The organism is Arthrobacter sp. TJ-58 (assembly GCF_058269295.1).
In genome coordinates this window covers 325,940-343,113 of the sequence record NZ_JBZCNM010000003.1, presented here as the reverse complement: position 1 = coordinate 343,113, position 17,174 = coordinate 325,940, and the positions used below count along the sequence as shown (strand labels likewise).

Sequence of the window (17,174 nt, the reverse complement as noted above, 5' to 3'; positions counted from 1 at the left end):
ATGGACTTCGCTACTACCGCCCGGCTGCTGACTCCGCGCGGCTGGGGCCTTATTCTGGCCGGCGTCGCCGCGCTGCTGACCGCCCAGATCATGGGGCGCCGCGACATACTGGTGCTCGCCGTCTTCCTCCTGGCCCTGCCGCTGCTTTCCGCGCTGGCACTGCGGATGGTCAAGCCGGTCATCGACGTGGAGCGCACGTTCCATCCGGTCACGGTGGAGACCGGCGTTCCCGTCCGGGTTCTCCTCTCGCTGCGGCCGCCGCGGCCGGTGCGGCAGAGCGCCGCCATGCGCGAAGGGCTGCCGCTCCGCTTTGGCGAGAGCCCGGTGTTCCGCTTTCCGGCGCGCAACCCGGACGCCGACGGCGCCAGCACCTATGAGTACCAGCTGCGGTCAGCGCGGCGCGGCATGTTTGTCATTGGCCCGGTGACCGCCGAGTTCACCGATTTGTTTGGCCTCTCCCGGCGGCTGCACACTCTGGGCTCCACACATCCCCTGGTGGTTTCCCCGGCGCCCCGGGAACTGCCCGCCTCCGTGCTGGGCGGACCGCGCGGTGCGGAGGGCTCCGTTTTCAGTCCGCTCCGGGGCAGCCCGAGCGAGGACGACGTGTCCACCCGCGAATACCGGGCCGGAGATCCGATGCGGCGGGTGCATTGGGCGGCCACCGCCCGGCACGGAGAACTGATGGTCCGGCAGGAAGAGCCCGTCACCTCCCCCAGCGCCACCCTTCTGCTGGATGCCCGGGAGTCCTGCTATGCGGGCCGCTATGGTTCCTCGGTGTGGATGGAACCGGCCGGCGGCAACGGACTGTCCACCTCGGAGTCCTTCGAATGGGCCGTGACTGCTGCCGTCTCCGAGGCCGCGTATCTGGTGGACCAGGGTTATTCGCTGCACCTTGTGGACGCGTATGCCCGTCCGGGGCTGTCCCGCTCGCCGTCCGCCCGCAACCCCGCGCAGCGCGATTTCAGTGGACCTGCCGGGCTGCAGGACCTCGCGGACGGGCTCGCCGCGCTGGAGCTGGAGTCCGGCTCCCCGGATCGCCAGAACGACGCCGACGACGCAGTCCGCGCCCGGCGCCGTGCACGGACTGGAACGCCGGGCCCGGCCCCCGTGCCGGAAGACCGCGGAGCCTTTGGCACCGCCCTCCTGGATTCATTGGCCCAGCGCCGCCGCGGTCCCCTGCTGGCAGTTCTGGGAAGATTGAGCCCCGACGACGCCGCCCGGCTGGCACCCGCCGCCGACTACGCCACCCGGGCGTGCGCCGTCTTGGTAGTGGACCGGCTGCAGGATGCGGCGCAGGCCATGGCCATCCTGCGTTCCGGCGGCTGGGAAGCAGTGGCTGCAACACCCGAATCGGATCTGGCACAAACGTGGGCCGCCTTTTCCTCCGCTCCCGTTATGCCTGTTCCTGCAACCCGCACGCGGGAGGATCGTCCGTGACCGCAATGCTCTCCCGTCCCTCACCCAGCGTTCCGCCCCCTCCACCGCCCGCCTCCCGGTCTTCCCGGCCCCGGGCGCCCTGGGACTGGCCGTCTGCCGGAGCAAGCATCATTGCAGTCCTGCTCTGCACCATCAGCCTGCACGGGGTCTTTGACGGCTGGTCCTGGCTCCCGCCAATGGCCCTCACCACTGCCGTTGTGGTTTCGGCCATGGCAGCGGCACGCCGGTTCCGGTTCCCCACCGCCCTGGTGCCGGCCGCGGGCCTTGCAGCGCTCGTCGTCGTGCTGACTTGGCTGTTCGCAGCCTCCACCGCTTTCCTTGGCCTGCTGCCCACCGGCGGATCGCTGGACCGGGTCAACCAGCTGATCACCGAAGCCCAGGCCACCATCATGAACCAGGTGCCTCCCGTGCTGTCCGATCCCGGGATCGTATTCATCGCGTGTCTTGGCACCGGCCTTATTGCCCTGCTGGTGGACACGCTGGCCACCACGCTGCGCATGCCGGCGGCGAGCGGACTGGGGCTGCTGTCCCTGCTGATTGCTCCGGCCGTGCTGAAGCCCGAGAGTGTTGGCGTGGTTCCCTTTCTCCTGGCTGCGGCCGGCTACCTGATTCTCCTGGCCGCCGGCACCTGGCAGGAGCGGCCGCGCAGCGGAAACGACGCAGTCCTCTCCCCGCCGCGAAGCCAGGTGGGTACGGCGGCGGGGATCGGTGCAGCCGCCCTCGTGGTTGCTCTGGTCCTGCCCGCAGCGCTCCCGGGGTTCACCCAGGGCTCGTTTCCGCAGGGCTCCCGGCTGAACATCTGGACAGGCCAGTCCGGGCTGAACCCGGTGGTGGCCCTGGGCGCGGACCTGCGCCAGCCCACCGCCGGGGGCCGGATCCGGTACGCCACCGATTCCAAGCAGCCGGTCTACCTGCGGTCCACCACGCTGGAAGATTTCTCCGGCCGGCGCTGGGCGCCTGATCTGCGCGAGGACAGCAGGCGGGGCGGGTTGCAGGACATGGTCCCGGCGGAGGGCGGCACTTCACCGGCGGGAGCCTCCGTCTACACCACGCGGGTCAGCTCCACGTCATATGCCAGCCCGTGGCTGCTGGCCCCGTATGCACCGCTGCAGGTGTCCGGGGCGAACGGAAAGTACAGCTGGGATCCGAAGACCATGACGGTCATCGCCGAGGAAAACAAGAGCACGCCCAGCCTGAACTACGAGGTGCAGAGCTCTGCCCTCGACGTATCCACGGCTTCCCTGCAGGCCGTAAGGCCGGCGCCCAAAGATGCGGTGGACCCGATGTTCACGTCCCTGCCGGATGACCTGCCGGCCAGCATCCGGGATGCGTCGGCGGAGGCCACAAAGGGCGCCGTGGGCCCGTATGCGCAGGCCATGGCCATCCAGGCCTTCCTGCGCGGGAACCAGTTCAGCTACTCCCTGGACGCACCGGTGGATGGCGGCTATGACGGCAACGGCATTGACGTCCTGGACCGGTTCCTGCAGGAAAAGTCCGGCTACTGCGTGCACTTTGCCGCCGCCATGGCCGTCATGGCGCGGGAAGCGGGCATTCCCAGCCGCATGGCCCTGGGCTTTGCGCCGGGGCGGTCCACCGGGGAATCCGTCACCGGTGAGCAAGGGCAGGAGCTGCGGGAATACGAGGTCGATTCCCGCGACGCCCATGCCTGGCCTGAGTTGTATTTCGACGGCGTGGGCTGGGTGCGGTTTGAGCCCACTCCCTCGCGCGGTTCGGTCCCCTCCTACGCGCTGGCGCCGCTGCCCAGCCTTGCCCAGACGCGCGACGACGACGACGATCTCCGCAGCGTGAATCCGGCGGTCCCGGGATCCACGCCCCAGCGTTCCACCGAGGCAGCTGCCCCGCCCCCTGCCGCCGCACCGGCTCAGCCTGAGCAGACAGAGGCCGGCCGGTATGCCGGAGTGGGCCTCGGGCTGGCCGTCGCCGCCGCCGCCCTGCTGAGCCCCTGGATGCTGCGCCGGCGCAGGCACAGCCTCCGGCGCCGCGCAGTGGTCACCGCCGGGACGGGCCCGGGAAGTTCGGGAAGTCCGGGAAGTCCGGGAAGTTTGGAAAGTTCGCAGAGCCGCGGCGGCGCCGGATATCCGAGCGGTGCGCCCGCTGCGCTGGCGTGGGATGAAGCAGCAGACACTGGCGTGGACTACGGCTATGTGCCGCAGAAGTCGGAGTCTCCGCGCGCGTATGCGCAGCGACTGGCGGCCGAGGCAGGGCTGCCGGAAAGCGCCGCCGGTGCCTTGGATAACCTTCGGGCTGCGTACGAACGCGCTGTGTATGCCGCGCCCAGCACCGGGGCGCGGGACGCCGTTTCCTTGGGCACTGTTCCCTTGGATTCCGTTTCCTCGGACACTGCGTCCTCACCCGTGGGATCCGGGCTCTCCCGCCCGGCAGCACCCTCCGCCGACCCCGCAGACGAGCAGCGGGACCGGCTCTGGAGGGACGTTGAAGCAGTCCAGGCCGGGCTTGGTGCTTCGGCGTCCAGAGGCGCCCGGCTGCGGGCGCGCTTTTTCCCTGCATCGCTCGCAGCCAGGTTCCGCCACTAGCCGGGAGCGGCCGGCGGCGGAACCTCCCTCATCCGCGAATCTGCTACTCCGCGGTGGGGTCGGCGATGCCGATGTACTGCGTGTAGAGGTATTCTTCGATGCCTTCGGCGCCGCCTTCACGCCCCAGACCGGACTGCTTCACGCCGCCAAAGGGTGCTGCAGCGTTGGAAACGACACCGGCGTTGAGGCCGAGCATGCCGGTTTCCAGCAACTCGCCAATCCGCAGGCCCCGGTTCAGGTCCTCCGTGAAGACATACGCAACCAGGCCGTATTCGGTGTTGTTGGCCAGGGCCACGGCTTCCTCCTCGGTGGAGAAAGTGACAATCGGGGCTACCGGGCCAAAGATTTCCTCTTTGAGGATCCGGGCGTCGGCAGCCACATTCTTCAGCACAGTGGGCTGGTAGAAGTAGCCCGGCCCGTCCACCGGTGCGCCGCCCACCACTGCCTCGGCACCGCCGTCGACCGCGTCCGAGACCAGGGAGTGCACCTTGTCGCGGGACTTGGCGTCGATCAGCGGGCCGATCTTGGACTCGTCCTCGGTGCCGCGCGCCGTGGTCATGGCCCCCACCTTGGCCGCGAACTTCTCGGCGAACTCATCGGCAACGGACTCGTGCACAATGAAGCGGTTCGCGGCGGTGCAGGCCTCGCCCATGTTCCGCAGCTTGGCAGCCATGGCACCGGTGACGGCCTTGTCCATGTCAGCGTCCTCGAAGACCACAAACGGAGCGTTGCCGCCGAGCTCCATGGAGGTGCGCAGCACCCGGTCCGCGGCGTCACGGATCAGGCCCTGGCCCACGGGGGTGGAGCCGGTGAAGGAGACCTTGCGCAGGCGCTCGTCCTTCATGATCGGACCGGTGACATCACCGGCGGAAGTGGTGGACACCACGTTCAGGACGCCGGCCGGCAATCCGGCTTCGAGCATCACGGCGGCAAAAAGCTGGGAGGTCAGCGGGGTGAGCTTGGCCGGCTTGAGCACCATGGTGCAGCCCGCGGCCACAGCGGGGGCAATCTTGCGGGTGGCCATGGCCAGCGGGAAGTTCCACGGGGTGATCAGCAGGCAGGGTCCCACCGGCTTCTTGTTCACCATCAGCCGGGACTTGCCGTCCGGGGAGGTGCCGTAGCGGCCGGAAATCCGGACGGCTTCCTCGGAGAACCAGCGCAGGAATTCGGCGCCGTAGGTGACTTCGCCCCGGGCTTCGGCCAGCGGCTTGCCCATTTCCAGGGTCATCAGCAGGGCAAAGTCTTCCGCCCGTTCGGTGACCAGTTCAAAGGCGCGGCGCAGGATTTCCCCGCGCTCCCGCGGCGCGGTCTTGGCCCAGGAGTCCTGTGCAGCGGCGGCAGCGTCCATGGCCAGGGCGCCGTCTTCGGCACTGGCGTCGGCGATGCTCAGCAGCACCTTGCCGGTGGCGGGGTCTTCGACGTCAAAAGTCTTGCCGCCGGCAGCATCCCTCCACTCGCCGTTGATCAACAGGCCGGTGGGAACGCGGGCCAGCAGTTCGGCTTCGCGGTCAGCGGTAATACCCATGGGATGCCTCCAAGATTGACGTCATTGCCCGGGCCGGAAAGGCCCGTTATCTGTGTTCACCGTATGCGCGTTCTGATGGGGCTGTAAATACGGAACTGCACCACGGGAACGGGCTTCCGCTGTGCAGTTGGCCAAAAGGAAAGGACCGGATTGAGCCTATGCCCGGGCGGCCAGCACCGCCGAATAGAGTTCACGCTTGCTGATCCGGGCATCCTCGGCCACGGTGGCCACGGCATCCTTGAGGCGTGCGCCCTGGGCAACCAGTCCGTTCACTGCGGCCACATGGTCTTCGGGCAGTTCCGGTGCGGCTTCACCGGCGCCGGCCACGACGACGGCGATCTCGCCGCGGATTTCGGCCGCCTCGGCCCATTCCAGCAGTTCGCGCAGCGGTGCGCGGAGCACCTGTTCGTGCAGCTTGGTCAGCTCGCGGGCGACGGCGGCCCGGCGGTCGCCGCCGAACGCAGCGTCCAGCGCACGCAGCATGGGTTCCAGGCGGTGCGGAGCCTCGAAGAACACCATGGTGCGCTGTTCCACGGCCAGTTCCGCCAGCCGGGCACTGCGCTCACCTGCCTTGCGGGGCAGGAAGCCCTCAAAGCAGAAACGGTCGGTCGGCAGCCCGGACAGCGCCAATGCGGTCAAGACTGCCGACGGACCCGGAGCCGCGGTGACGGTCAGGCCTTCCTTGGCAGCCGCCTCCACCAGCCGGAAGCCGGGATCGGAGACTGCCGGCATACCGGCGTCGGTCACCATCAGCAAGGTGGCGCCGCCGCGCACCATCTCCAGCAGATCCGCAGTGCGGGTTGCCTCATTGTGCTCGTGGTAGCTGATGATCTTGCCGGTGGTGGTGATCTTCAGGGCCGAGACCAGACGGTGGAGGCGCCGGGTGTCCTCGGCGGCAATGACGTCGGCGGTCTCCAGCAGCGCGATCAAACGGTTGGTGGCGTCCCCCATGTTGCCGATGGGCGTGGCGGCCAGGACAATCTGTCCGCCGCCGGTGCCGGCGGCAGCGCCGGTCTTGCCGCCGTCGTGCTGGGTGCTTTTGGAGGTGTCCGGGCCGGGAGTCTGCTTGCTGGAATTCACCATCTAACCCTACGCGAGTTGGGGACGCCGCACGCCCGGCGGCCCCGATAGAGTGGGCGGGTGAACCCGACCGTGAGCGAGACTCCAGCCGCCGGAGCAGCACCGCTGGTGCAGGATCCTCGGAGCGCCTTCAGCGTCGGCCAGCTGCGCAACAGGCTGCTGGGCTGGGCGCCGGGCACCACCCTGACGCTGGGTGTGTGGGGCTGGCTGCTGCCGCTGATCTCTGCCGTGATCGGCGCAGTGCTGCGTTTTGTCCGGCTCGGGGAACCCCGCTCGCTGGTCTTTGACGAGACGTACTACGTCAAGGATGCCTACTCCTATCTGGTCTCCGGCTACGAACGGCAGTGGCCCGAAAACGCGAACGATTCCTTCAACTCGGGCATCCCCGATGTGTTGCTTACCGACCCCGAATACGTGGTGCATCCGCCGGTCGGAAAGTGGATGATCGCCGCGGGGATGGAACTTTTCGGCTCGGACAACAGTTTCGGCTGGCGCTTCTCCGCCGCGCTGACGGGCGCCCTGACTGTCCTGCTGGTGGGCCTGATTGCCGTCCGGCTGTTCCGCTCCCCGCTGCTGGGCGGGGTGGCCGGGTTGCTCCTGGCTGTCGACGGCCACCACCTGGTGCTCTCGCGTGCCTCGCTGCTGGATGTTTTCCTGACCTTCTGGCTGGTGGCCGCCTTCGGCGCCCTGCTGCTGGACCGCGACGACGGCCGGCGACGGCTGGCGCGCGCCCTCGCCGCCGGGCCGGGGGGCGGCCGCGGAGGCGGCCCGCCGTCGTCGGACGCCCTGATGTACGGACCGTGGCTGCTCTGGCGCCCCTGGCGCCTGGCCGCAGGAATCTGCCTGGGCCTGGCGGTGGGAACCAAATGGTCCGCGCTGGCCTTCGTGGCAGTCTTTGGCCTGATGACCGTGCTGTGGGACGTCAACGCCCGCCGCGTCGCGGGCATCCGGTCATGGCCCGCGGCCGGACTGTTCAAAGACGGGGTGCCGGCGTTCTTCACCGTCATCCCCGCAGCGGCATTGACCTACCTGGCCGCCTGGACCGGATGGCTGCGCTCCACTGACGCGTACGGACGGAACTGGGCGCAGGACCACCCGTCCGATACCTGGGGCTGGCTGCCGGACTGGCTGCGGTCGCTGGCGGAGTACCACCGCAGCGCGTACGCCTTCCACAACGGGCTCAGTTCCGACCATGACTACGAAGCCAGCCCCTGGACCTGGCTGGTCATGGGCCGCCCCACGTCCTTCTTCTACGAATCCGCCACCAACGGCGTCAGCGGGTGCACTGTGGACAGCTGCTCCACGGCCATCACCTCGGTGGGCAATCCGCTGATCTGGTGGTCCGCCGCCGTGTCCCTGCTGGTTCTGCTCTTCTGCTGGCTGGGCCGCCGTGACTGGCGGGCCGGGGCCCTTCTCGCCGGAATCGCGGCGGGCTATCTTCCCTGGTTCGCGTATCCGGAACGCACCACGTTCTTCTTCTACGCCGTTTCTTTTGAGCCGTTCCTGATTCTTGCCCTGACCTATGTGCTGGGGCTGATTCTGGGCCCGGATTCCGCCCCCGAAGTGCGCAAATGGACCGGTGCGGCAGTGGTTGCACTCTTCATCCTGGCGGCCGTTTTAGTGACCGCATTCTTCCTTCCGGTCTGGACGGCCGAAACAATCCCGTATTCTGACTGGCGGCTCCGCATGTGGATGCGCAGCTGGATTTAGTCTCATTACCCATGTGCCCTGCACAGAAAGAGAGGCCAACGGTGCGCGAATCCGCCACTGATTTACTGGTCCATCTCCCCGAGAAGTCGAACATCACTGACATCCTGGTGGGACTGCATGCAAAGACCCCCAACCATCCCCTGTTCTCGCTGAAGAGTGACAGCGGCTGGAAAGACATCACTGCCGATGACTTCCTGACCTCCGTGAGTGCACTGGCCAAGGGCCTGATCGGCCTCGGGGTGAAGCCCGGTGACAGCGTGGCTGTCATGTCCAAGACCTGCTACGAGTGGACCCTGGTGGACCTCGCCGTATGGTTTGCCGGCGCCGTCACAGTGCCCATATACGAAACCTCATCCCCCTCGCAGGTGGAGTGGATCCTGGAAGACTCCGGCGCAGCCCATGTCTTTGTCCAGGATGCCCGCAAAGCCGCGATTGTTTCGGCTGCTGCGGATTCCGGAGATTTTGACGTCTCACTGTGGATGATGAAGGCCGACGGAGCAGAAGCCTCCTTTGCCGAGCTCATCGCCGCGGGCTCAGATGTTGATGATGACCGCCTCGAAGCGGCACGGACCGCGGCCGGACTTCAGACCGTGGCCTCCATGGTCTACACCTCCGGAACCACGGGACGGCCCAAGGGCTGCGAAATCACGCACGGCAACTTTGCCCTGTTTGGCGTGAACATTGTGCAGTTCCTTCCGGAAATGCTTAAGGCCAAGGACGTCAGCACGCTGATGTTCCTGCCGCTGGCCCATGTGCTGGCACGCGCCGTCCAGGTGGGCTGCCTGGCAGCAGGAGTGCGGGTGGGCCACTCCGGCAGCGCCGCAGACCTGATGAGCGATCTGAAGAGCTTCCAGCCGACCTTCCTGCTGGCCGTGCCCCGGATCTTCGAGAAGATCTACGCCGGAGCCCAGCAGTCCGCGGAAGCCGCCGGCAAGGGCAAGCTGTTCACCGCTGCCGCGGACACCGCCGTCGCATACTCAACGGCCCTCGATTCCGCAGCCCGCGGGGGCAAGGGACCTTCCCTGGCCCTGAAGGCGCGCCACGCCTTCTTCGACAAAACGCTCTACCCCAAGGTCCGCAACGCGTTCGGCGGCAAGGCGGCCTTTGCGATCAGCGGCGCCTCTGCCCTGAGCCCGCAGCTCTCGCACTTCTTCCGGGGTGCGGGTGTCATGGTCCTGGAAGGTTACGGTCTGACCGAAACCACGGCGCCGGCAACGGTAAACACCGTCCCGCTGGCCCGAGTGGGCTCGGTGGGACTGCCGCTGCCCGGCAGCCGGATCCGCATTGCCGACGACGGCGAGGTCCTGATCGGCGGCGCCGGCGTCTTCAAGGGATACCACAACAACCCTGAAGCCAACGCTGCCGCTTTCAGCGGCGAGTGGTTCCATTCCGGTGATGTCGGTTCTCTGGACGACGACGGTTTCCTGACCATCACCGGCCGGAAAAAGGACATCCTGGTCACCGCCGGCGGCAAGAATGTTGCCCCGGGCCCGCTGGAGGAGAAAATCCGTGAGCACCGCCTGGTATCCCAGGTGGTGGTGGTGGGCGAAGGGCGCCCGTTTGTGACGGCGCTGCTGACCCTGGATGAAGACGCACTGGCTGCGTGGGGACGGGAAAACGGCTCATCGACGACGCCCGCATCCGCCGGAGACGATCCCCGGATCCGCGCCGCACTGCAGGAAGCCGTGGACGCAGCCAACGCCACGGTTTCCCAGGCGGAGCAGATCCGGAAGTTCGCGGTCCTGCCGAAGGACTTCTCGCTGGAATCCGGCCATCTGACGGCAACCCTGAAGCTGCGCCGCAATGCTGTTATTGCCGACTACTCCGCTGAGGTGGAAAAGCTCTACCTCAAGTAGGCCTTCCGGCCGCACAAAAAACTGCACGTCCCCCAAGCGGGAACGTGCAGTTTTTTGTTGTGCTGTGTGCTTTTTGTTGTGCGGGGTGCTGCGGGTGTGTCGCCTAGACCGCTTCGAGCGAGTCGAGGTACCGGCGGCGGGCTTCTTCCTGCTTCCGGCGTGAGCGTTCGCGGCGGGCCTTGGTAGGCCAGGCGGCGATCATCACGACGATGCAGACCACGAGCACCAGCGCGGCAATGACAATCCCCGCGTCCATCCAGAACTGGGCCGGGAAGAGCCGGATGAGGGTGTCATCCATGCGGAAGGTCCAGTTGCCGTTGGCGAAGAAGATCGAGTGGACCTGGGTGAAGAAGCTCTCCCAGCCCATGACGGCCAGGACAATCAGTCCGCCCACCAGCACCAGGGTCACCACGGATCCGGAAAAGAGTGCACGCCGGATTCCGCCCGGCCTGCGCTTCGCCAGGTACAGGCACCCGAGCAGGCTCAGCACCGCCATGACCAGTGCGGTCACAAAGACAACGGTCAGAACCGTCTTGACGTCCGCCATATGGCTGACTTCGCTCTCCAGGTACAGCGGTTCGCCGCCCGCCGTCACCAGATCGCCCAGGTAGCGGGCACCGGAGAAGTTCAGCAGGTAGTCCACCGCGTAGGACCCATAGGTCACCCGGTCATCCGTGGTGAACCCGTAGCTGTCCGCCGGGAAGCCCGGACGGTGGTACTCGGCCCACAGGAACAGCGGAGTGGCCACCGCCCGGATAGCGGCAGCCAGCAGCATGACCGGGAAGAAGACGGCGATCATGACCTGCAGGATACGGGCCAGCACGGGCTTGGTGGTGCCAGCCCGCTCACGCTCCTCGGCGCGGCGGCGGATTTCCTCTTCGGAAATGTCGTCATCGGCAGGCCGGAGACGGGCTGCGGCCGGGATTTCCGCTGCAGCCGCTTTGTCGGTCTTTACGGCCTTGGGAGCTTCAGCCCGCCCAGCTGCAGCTGTGCGAACTTCAGCGCCACGAACGTCAGCGGTTTTTCCTGCTTCGGAATTGCCCGGGCGGCGGGAATCGGAGACCGGTGCGGTGCTGAAAGGTGCAGTGCTGATGGGCGCAGTCCGGAGCGAAGCAGCCGAAGCTGCGGACACGGGTGCTGCCACGGAAGCAGATACGGGTGCTGCCGGTGCTGCATCAGTTTTGCGTGCTTGGCCGTTCTTGCGTGCGGCGTCCGTTGTGGGCGCTGCTGTTGCAGGCGCGGCCTCCGTTTCAGAGGCAGGCTCCGTTTCAGAGGCAGGCTCCGTTTCAGAGGCAGGCTCCGTTTCAGGGGCAGCCTCCGGTTGAGGTGCACCGTCAACCTTGGTCACCCGGGGGGCGGCCGCCGTCTTGGGCACGGGGAGTGCCTCGGTATCCGTGTGCTCCGCTGCGGCGGCCCCCGCCGGCTTTGATGCGGAGATGGTGTCACCGGGATCAGTGTTCCCGGCCCTGTTCCGCTCGTCCTCGGGGAGGTCCTCATACTCGCTGAAGCTGGGCAGGGTACCGGCGCTGCGCATCGGCAGCGCACTGCTCTGAGCGGAGGCGGGATGGCCTCCGGCGAAGGCAGCATCCCAGTCATCATGTTCCAAGTTCTTGTTGCGGGCTTCCGCCGCGGAACCGTCCTTGTCAGCGGAAGCTCCGGAAACGCCGTCGGCTGCTTCGGAACCGGAGCCTTCGGCGTGGTCCCCGCTCACAATGGTTTCGCTCGCATCGCTGAGCTCGCGGCCGGCGCCGGCGCCCTGCTCCGGCCGGTCCGGCCCGGGTTCGGCGGAGCCTTTGGGCGTGGGGTGTTGCTGGGGGGTGTCGTCCTGGCTTGCCACTACTTCCTCTTTCACTTACCTGGCCTGTGCATCATGGCCTGTTTGCGGATACCGATGGGCTTTTGCGGTTCCATTCATCTTCGAGCCTACCGGGAGAGGCATCGCCCAAGCCGTCGCCACCCCGCATCACCGGCACAGTGATTGGACCCGGCGATCTTTTGCGGTGTCTTCGACTGGTGCTGTCCCCGGTTGTGCGTCCCGGCGTTCACGCAGTACGCAGGGCATCTGAGCTGTCGCGGCGGGACAGGTCACCGCGGTGGCCGGCAAGGTACGCCCGCCGGCCCAGGATGAGGGTGTACGCCCAGTATGCACCGAGCAGGGCCGCTCCGATCCCGATCCGCAGCCAGGCCGGCAGGGGCGAGGCGGTGACGAAGCCTTCCACCAGGCCGGAGAGGAACAAGACGATCACGAGTCCCAGGGCCACCGTGAACAGCGACCGTCCCTCCGCGGCAACTGACACGCTTCGCGTCCGCCGGCCCGGCGCCACCCAGGCCCAGAAAATCCGCAGGCCGGCAGCCACGGCAATGAACACTGCCGTCAGTTCCATGAGGCCGTGCGGCAGGATGTAGCTGAAAAAGACATCCAGCTGGCCGTAGGCCGCCATGGTGCCGCCGGCCACGCCCACGTTGAGGGCATTTTGGTAGAGGACGTACGGACCCCAGATGCCGCTGATCCCAAAGGCGACTGCCTGCAGCGCAATCCAGGCGTTGTTGGTCCACACCTGTCCGGCGAAGGACGCCGCCGGATTCTCCGTGTAATAGCCGGCAAAACCGCTCTGCACATACTGTGCCACCTGCTCGTCCGAGCCCAGGGCGGCGGAAATGACACCGGGGGTGGTCGCTGCCCAGAGACCGAAGAGCCAGGCGGCCAGGATGAAGGCTGCACCCACGGCCACGGTCAGCCAGCGGATGCGGTAGAAGGCGGCCGGCAGCGCAAAGACAAAGAAGTTCGCCAGATCTTCGGCAAAGTTGGAACGGGCACCCGTAAAACGGGTGCGGGCGCGGGAGAGCCGCATGGACAGCGCAGCGGACAGTGCCCCTTCCGGTGCCACCGACCGGACCATGGACAAATGGGCCGAGGCGCGCTGGTACAGGGTCAGCAGCTCGTCCGCTTCTTCTCCGCTCAGACGGCGGCGGGCGGCGAGTTCATCGAGCCGTTTCCAGTCCGGGGCGTGCACGGCACTGAACGCATCCATATCCACGGTTACACCCTAACGCTGGGTACAGTGGAGTTCCCATCACCAACTGCCGGCCAGCAGGAGGACTTTTGAGTTCCATCGTCACCGGAGAGGCGGTTGTCCTGGAGCTGCGCCCGGCGTCATTTGCCGCCCGTGCGCTAAGTTCCATCATCGACGTCGCTGCCCAGGCGGTGGTGCTCTTCGGGCTGCTGCTGCTTCTGGGACAGACGCTGGGCGAGTCGGTTGATCCCGCCCTGGCCCAGGCCCTGATTCTGACCCTCGTTGTCCTCGTCCTGGTGGGGGTTCCGGCAGCGGTGGAGACGGTGACCCGCGGCAAGTCGCTGGGCCGCCTGGCCATGGGACTGCGCATAGTGCGCGACGACGGCGGCGCCGTGCGCTTCCGCCACTGCCTCATCCGCAGCATGACGGCCGTGCTGGAGATCTACCTGACGGCGGGCTCCGTCGCGTTTATCGTGGCCCTGTTCAATGACAAGTCCAAGCGGGTGGGAGACCTGATGGCCGGCACCTACGCGCTCCGGGAGCGGGTCACAGCTCCCCCGCCGCGGCAGGTTTCCATGCCCCCGTGGCTGCGGGGCTGGGCAGGTCTTGCGGACATGGGCAGGTTCCCGGATGCCCTGGCCCGGCGGGTGTCCCGGTTCCTGGTGCAGGCGCCCCGGCTCTCGCCGCAGGCACGCGCCGACCGTGCTGCCGAACTCGCCGCGGAGGTCTCGGCCATCGTGTCGCCGCAGCCGCCTCCCGGAACCGCGGCCGAGGACTTCCTCAGTGCCGTGGTGTCCGAACGCCGGGACCGGGATTACGCCCGGATGGCCCGGCAGCGGCAGCACTCCGAACAGGTGGGACAGCGCCTGCACCGGCTGCCGTTCGATCAGTAGGAAGTACTCACCCAGCAGGGGCTACTGCTTGGGCTGGCTGATCCATTCCGACCACGGCACGTTCCAATCACCGAAACCGTCCCATACGAACATGGGACCGTAGCCGGTGTTCAGCACCTGGACCACGTCTCCGGCGTCGAAATTGTCGTAGATGTATTTGGCGCCTTCGGGGCTCATTCCAATGCAGCCGTGGGAAACGTTGGCGCGGCCAAGCACCGGCTGCGCGGAGGGGAGCGCCTCGTGGATAAACGCCCCGCCAAGGGAAAGGCGGGAGGCACTGTGCGCCGTGACCGGCTCGTAATAGTGTTCGTCGCCGGGCTTGAGCCCGATCGATTCCGCCCGGAACGGGATGGACTCGTGCTGGTCCATGATCACGTGGTAGCCCGTGGTGGACGGCCAGTCTTCAGTGCCCAGGGTGACGGGGAAGGTCTCGGTGAGTACGCCGTCGATATACACGCGCATCATCTTGTCCGCGTTGTCCACCACGGCCAGCCGGTTGTTATGGGTGGTGAAGCTGGAGGTCTGGTTGAAGTTCCCGATCATTCCGTTGCCGAAGTCCACGCCCAGAAGCAACATGTCCACGGTAATTGTGCTCTGCGGCGCCCAGAATTCCTCGGCCCGGTACCGCACCTTGGTGTCGCTGATCCAGTAGAACGCGCCCGTCTGGCCCGAGGAGGACGTAACGGTAATGGCCTTCTCCACGGCTTCCTTGTTCAGGACGGGCTCGCTGAAGGTCAGCTCCAGAGGCTGCCCGGTTCCCACCGTGGACCCAGGCGAGGGATACATGACGGCGTTTGCCTCATTGGCGGTGGAGACGGTGCTGAACTTCCGGGTCTGCGAGGTGGTGTCACCGTTCGCATCGGCCAGTGAATACGTGAGGGTGTACGGCGTATTGAAGGCGAGCGCACCCGTGGCGGTCCAGACCGTGCCGTCCTCGCTCAGCTCACCGGGAACCGGTTCTCCGCCGGCGGCGGGTACCAGCTTGGCTTCCTTCAGGGTCCCCTGCTGCACGGTGATGGCCGGAACCGTTGTCGGGTTCACTTCCAGGGCGTCCGCTTCCGGTGTGACAACGGCTACCGGCTCGGGCACGGCGGGTTTGGACGCCGTGGGCTTTGCCGAAGACGTCGCCGCCGAGCCGGAGTTTCCGGAGTCCTCTGCAACAACGGAACACGATGTGAGGGCGCCGCCGCCCAGAAGAACGGATCCTGCAAGCACGGAACTGATGAGCCAGCTCCTGCGCCAGTTTGTAGCCTTTGCCATAACCGCTAACCAATGCTTCCCGGGTGCTCTCGACAGATGTGGAGCGTCCATAAGCTCCCCCTGCGAAATTTTACGTCATGGCGTCCGGAATGAAGTCCGCCGTGCCACGGCGGGTTGGCGTGTTCCAAGTAGTGCCCAAACTAGTAGCGATAATGCTCCGCTTTGTAGGGTCCGGCCGCGTCCACACCCAGATATTCGGCCTGTTCCTTGGCCAGTTCGGTGAGTTCCACGCCGAGGGCGTCCAGATGAAGGCGGGCCACCTTTTCATCCAGGATCTTCGGCAGGACGTACACCTGATGGGCGTAGCCGCCGTCGTCAGCGGACGTGCCGTGCTTGGTGAACAGCTCGATCTGCGCGATGGTCTGATTCGCAAAGGAGTTGCTCATGACGAAGGACGGGTGTCCGGTGGCATTGCCCAGGTTCAGCAGCCTGCCATCGGAGAGCACAATGATGCTGCGCCGGGCGTCGGTGCCTTCATCGAAGATCCACTCGTGCACCTGCGGCTTGATCTCCACCTTGCGGATTCCCGGGATCCCGGCGAGGCCGGCCATGTCAATTTCGTTGTCGAAATGACCGACGTTGCCCACGATTGCCTGGTGCTTCATCCGGGCCATGTGATGAGCTCCGATGATGTCCTTATTACCGGTGGCAGTGATGAAGATGTCACCGGTTGCCAGGACTGATTCCAGTTTGGCCACCTGGTAGCCGTCCATTGCCGCCTGCAGCGCGCAGATCGGATCGATTTCCGTGACGATCACCCGCGCCCCCTGCCCCCGCAGTGCCTCGGCGGCGCCCTTGCCGACGTCCCCGTACCCGCAGATCACTGCAACTTTTCCGCCGATCAGCGTGTCAGTGGCGCGGTTCAGGCCGTCCGGAAGGGAATGGCGGATGCCGTATCTGTTGTCGAACTTTGATTTGGTGACCGAGTCATTGACGTTGATCGCCGGAAAAAGGAGCTTGCCCGCGGCGGCCAGCTGGTACAGCCGCAGCACTCCGGTGGTGGTTTCCTCCGTGACGCCGCGGATGTTCCCGGCGATTTCCGTCCACTTACCCGGTTCCTGCTCCAGGGAGCGGCGCAGCACGTCGAGGATCACGGTGTATTCGTGGGAGTAACCGGGGTCCCCCTCCACAGGGTTCTCCGGAACGCCGCCGGCAGCCTCGAACTCCACTCCCTTGTGCAGCAGAATGGTCGCGTCGCCGCCGTCGTCCAGGATCATGTTCGGTCCCCCGGAGCCCTCCGGCCAGGTGAGGATCTGCCGGGCGGTCCACCAGTATTCTTCGAGGGACTCGTTTTTCCAGGCGAACACGGGAACACCGGCCGGCGCCTCGGGGGTACCGCTGCCGACAACCACGGCTGCCGCTGCCTCGTCCTGGGTGGAGAAAATGTTGCAGGAGGCCCACCGCACCTCGGCTCCCAGCGCAGTAAGCGTTTCAATGAGCACCGCCGTCTGCACTGTCATGTGCAGGGAGCCGGCGATCCGTGCGCCGCTCAGCGGCTGGGACGGCCCGTATTCGCGGCGGAGCGCCATCAGTCCGGGCATCTCATGCTCCGCCAGACGGATCTGGTGGCGTCCGGCTTCAGCCAGGGACAGGTCAGCTACCTTGAAATCGATACCCACGCGCGGACTCCTCAGGTTGGAGTGTCAGAACCCTAGGCCGTTGACGCTACTCCAGGTGCCAGCAATACGGGGATGCCTTCCACCAAAACGTAATGGACCAGGTTGCCGTGGGCATCAGGGGCGGTCGAGACCAGTCCGCCGTCTTCCTGCCGGAGCGCCGAACCGGTGACCGGACAGCGTAAAACAGCCATGATGTTGGCAGTGAGTTTAGCCATGGATTGCAGC

General features: G+C 66.5%; 12 protein-coding genes. 5 read left to right on the top strand and 7 right to left on the bottom strand.

What is annotated here, in order from left to right:
• Together AC4D2W_RS11990 and AC4D2W_RS11985 are read left to right on the top strand one after the other, a co-directional pair.
• A complete protein-coding gene (locus tag AC4D2W_RS11990) occupies positions 1 to 1,437 on the top strand; it encodes a DUF58 domain-containing protein (protein ID WP_490927130.1) in 1,437 nt (478 codons plus the stop codon).
• 5 nt (positions 1,438 to 1,442) lie between these two features.
• Positions 1,443 to 3,992, top strand: coding sequence for a transglutaminase TgpA family protein (locus AC4D2W_RS11985; RefSeq protein ID WP_490927438.1), 2,550 nt, complete (start codon positions 1,443 to 1,445; stop codon positions 3,990 to 3,992).
• Positions 3,993 to 4,035: 43 nt separating this feature from the next.
• Here the strand turns inward: AC4D2W_RS11985 and AC4D2W_RS11980 are convergent, their stop codons facing one another.
• Together AC4D2W_RS11980 and rsmI are read right to left on the bottom strand one after the other, a co-directional pair.
• Positions 4,036 to 5,517: an NAD-dependent succinate-semialdehyde dehydrogenase gene (locus tag AC4D2W_RS11980; protein ID WP_490927129.1), complete on the bottom strand. Its 1,482-nt coding sequence runs from the start codon at positions 5,515 to 5,517 to the stop codon at positions 4,036 to 4,038.
• Positions 5,518 to 5,673: 156 nt separating this feature from the next.
• The gene (gene rsmI / locus AC4D2W_RS11975) at positions 5,674 to 6,600 is read right to left on the bottom strand and encodes a 16S rRNA (cytidine(1402)-2'-O)-methyltransferase (RefSeq protein ID WP_490927128.1); all 927 of its coding nucleotides are present in this window, start codon (positions 6,598 to 6,600) and stop codon (positions 5,674 to 5,676) included.
• A 69-nt stretch (positions 6,601 to 6,669) separates the two neighbouring features.
• Here rsmI and AC4D2W_RS11970 point away from each other — a divergent pair, with 69 nt between their 5' ends.
• Positions 6,670 to 8,307, top strand: coding sequence for a dolichyl-phosphate-mannose--protein mannosyltransferase (locus AC4D2W_RS11970; RefSeq protein WP_490927127.1), 1,638 nt, complete (start codon positions 6,670 to 6,672; stop codon positions 8,305 to 8,307).
• A gap of 41 nt (positions 8,308 to 8,348) precedes the next feature.
• Positions 8,349 to 10,163, top strand: coding sequence for an AMP-dependent synthetase/ligase (locus AC4D2W_RS11965; protein WP_490927126.1), 1,815 nt, complete (start codon positions 8,349 to 8,351; stop codon positions 10,161 to 10,163).
• Positions 10,164 to 10,266: 103 nt separating this feature from the next.
• Here the strand turns inward: AC4D2W_RS11965 and AC4D2W_RS11960 are convergent, their stop codons facing one another.
• On the bottom strand, positions 10,267 to 12,015 hold the full coding sequence (locus tag AC4D2W_RS11960) for a TIGR01906 family membrane protein (protein WP_490927125.1): 1,749 nt from the start codon (positions 12,013 to 12,015) through the stop codon (positions 10,267 to 10,269).
• Positions 12,016 to 12,205: 190 nt separating this feature from the next.
• Positions 12,206 to 13,201 carry a stage II sporulation protein M gene (locus AC4D2W_RS11955; RefSeq protein ID WP_490927124.1) on the bottom strand — a complete coding sequence of 332 codons (996 nt, stop codon included), beginning with the start codon at positions 13,199 to 13,201 and terminating at the stop codon, positions 12,206 to 12,208.
• Between the two features lie 65 nt (positions 13,202 to 13,266).
• Between AC4D2W_RS11955 and AC4D2W_RS11950 the strand changes: the two genes are divergently transcribed.
• Positions 13,267 to 14,070, top strand: coding sequence for an RDD family protein (locus tag AC4D2W_RS11950; RefSeq protein ID WP_490927123.1), 804 nt, complete (start codon positions 13,267 to 13,269; stop codon positions 14,068 to 14,070).
• Positions 14,071 to 14,091: 21 nt separating this feature from the next.
• Here the strand turns inward: AC4D2W_RS11950 and AC4D2W_RS11945 are convergent, their stop codons facing one another.
• The 3 genes from AC4D2W_RS11945 to AC4D2W_RS11935 all read right to left on the bottom strand — a co-directional run bounded on the left by AC4D2W_RS11945 (position 14,092) and on the right by AC4D2W_RS11935 (position 17,164).
• Positions 14,092 to 15,330, bottom strand: coding sequence for a L,D-transpeptidase (locus AC4D2W_RS11945; protein WP_490927122.1), 1,239 nt, complete (start codon positions 15,328 to 15,330; stop codon positions 14,092 to 14,094).
• 140 nt (positions 15,331 to 15,470) lie between these two features.
• Positions 15,471 to 16,949: an adenosylhomocysteinase gene (gene ahcY, locus AC4D2W_RS11940; protein WP_490927121.1), complete on the bottom strand. Its 1,479-nt coding sequence runs from the start codon at positions 16,947 to 16,949 to the stop codon at positions 15,471 to 15,473.
• A 32-nt stretch (positions 16,950 to 16,981) separates the two neighbouring features.
• Positions 16,982 to 17,164, bottom strand: a complete 183-nt coding sequence (locus tag AC4D2W_RS11935; protein WP_490927120.1) for a hypothetical protein — start codon at positions 17,162 to 17,164, stop codon at positions 16,982 to 16,984.
• Positions 17,165 to 17,174: the final 10 nt, after the last annotated feature.

What these genes read in the sequence shown, in the direction of transcription:
- AC4D2W_RS11945 (WP_490927122.1), bottom strand. Translation starts at nt 15,330, where the DNA reads ATGGCAAAGGCTACAAACTGGCGCAGGAGCTGGCTCATCAGTTCCGTG.
- rsmI (WP_490927128.1), bottom strand. Translation starts at nt 6,600, where the DNA reads ATGGTGAATTCCAGCAAGCAGACTCCCGGCCCGGACACCTCCAAAAGC.
- AC4D2W_RS11985 (WP_490927438.1), top strand. Translation starts at nt 1,443, where the DNA reads ATGCTCTCCCGTCCCTCACCCAGCGTTCCGCCCCCTCCACCGCCCGCC.
- AC4D2W_RS11990 (WP_490927130.1), top strand. Translation starts at nt 1, where the DNA reads ATGGACTTCGCTACTACCGCCCGGCTGCTGACTCCGCGCGGCTGGGGC.
- AC4D2W_RS11980 (WP_490927129.1), bottom strand. Translation starts at nt 5,517, where the DNA reads ATGGGTATTACCGCTGACCGCGAAGCCGAACTGCTGGCCCGCGTTCCC.
- AC4D2W_RS11935 (WP_490927120.1), bottom strand. Translation starts at nt 17,164, where the DNA reads ATGGCTAAACTCACTGCCAACATCATGGCTGTTTTACGCTGTCCGGTC.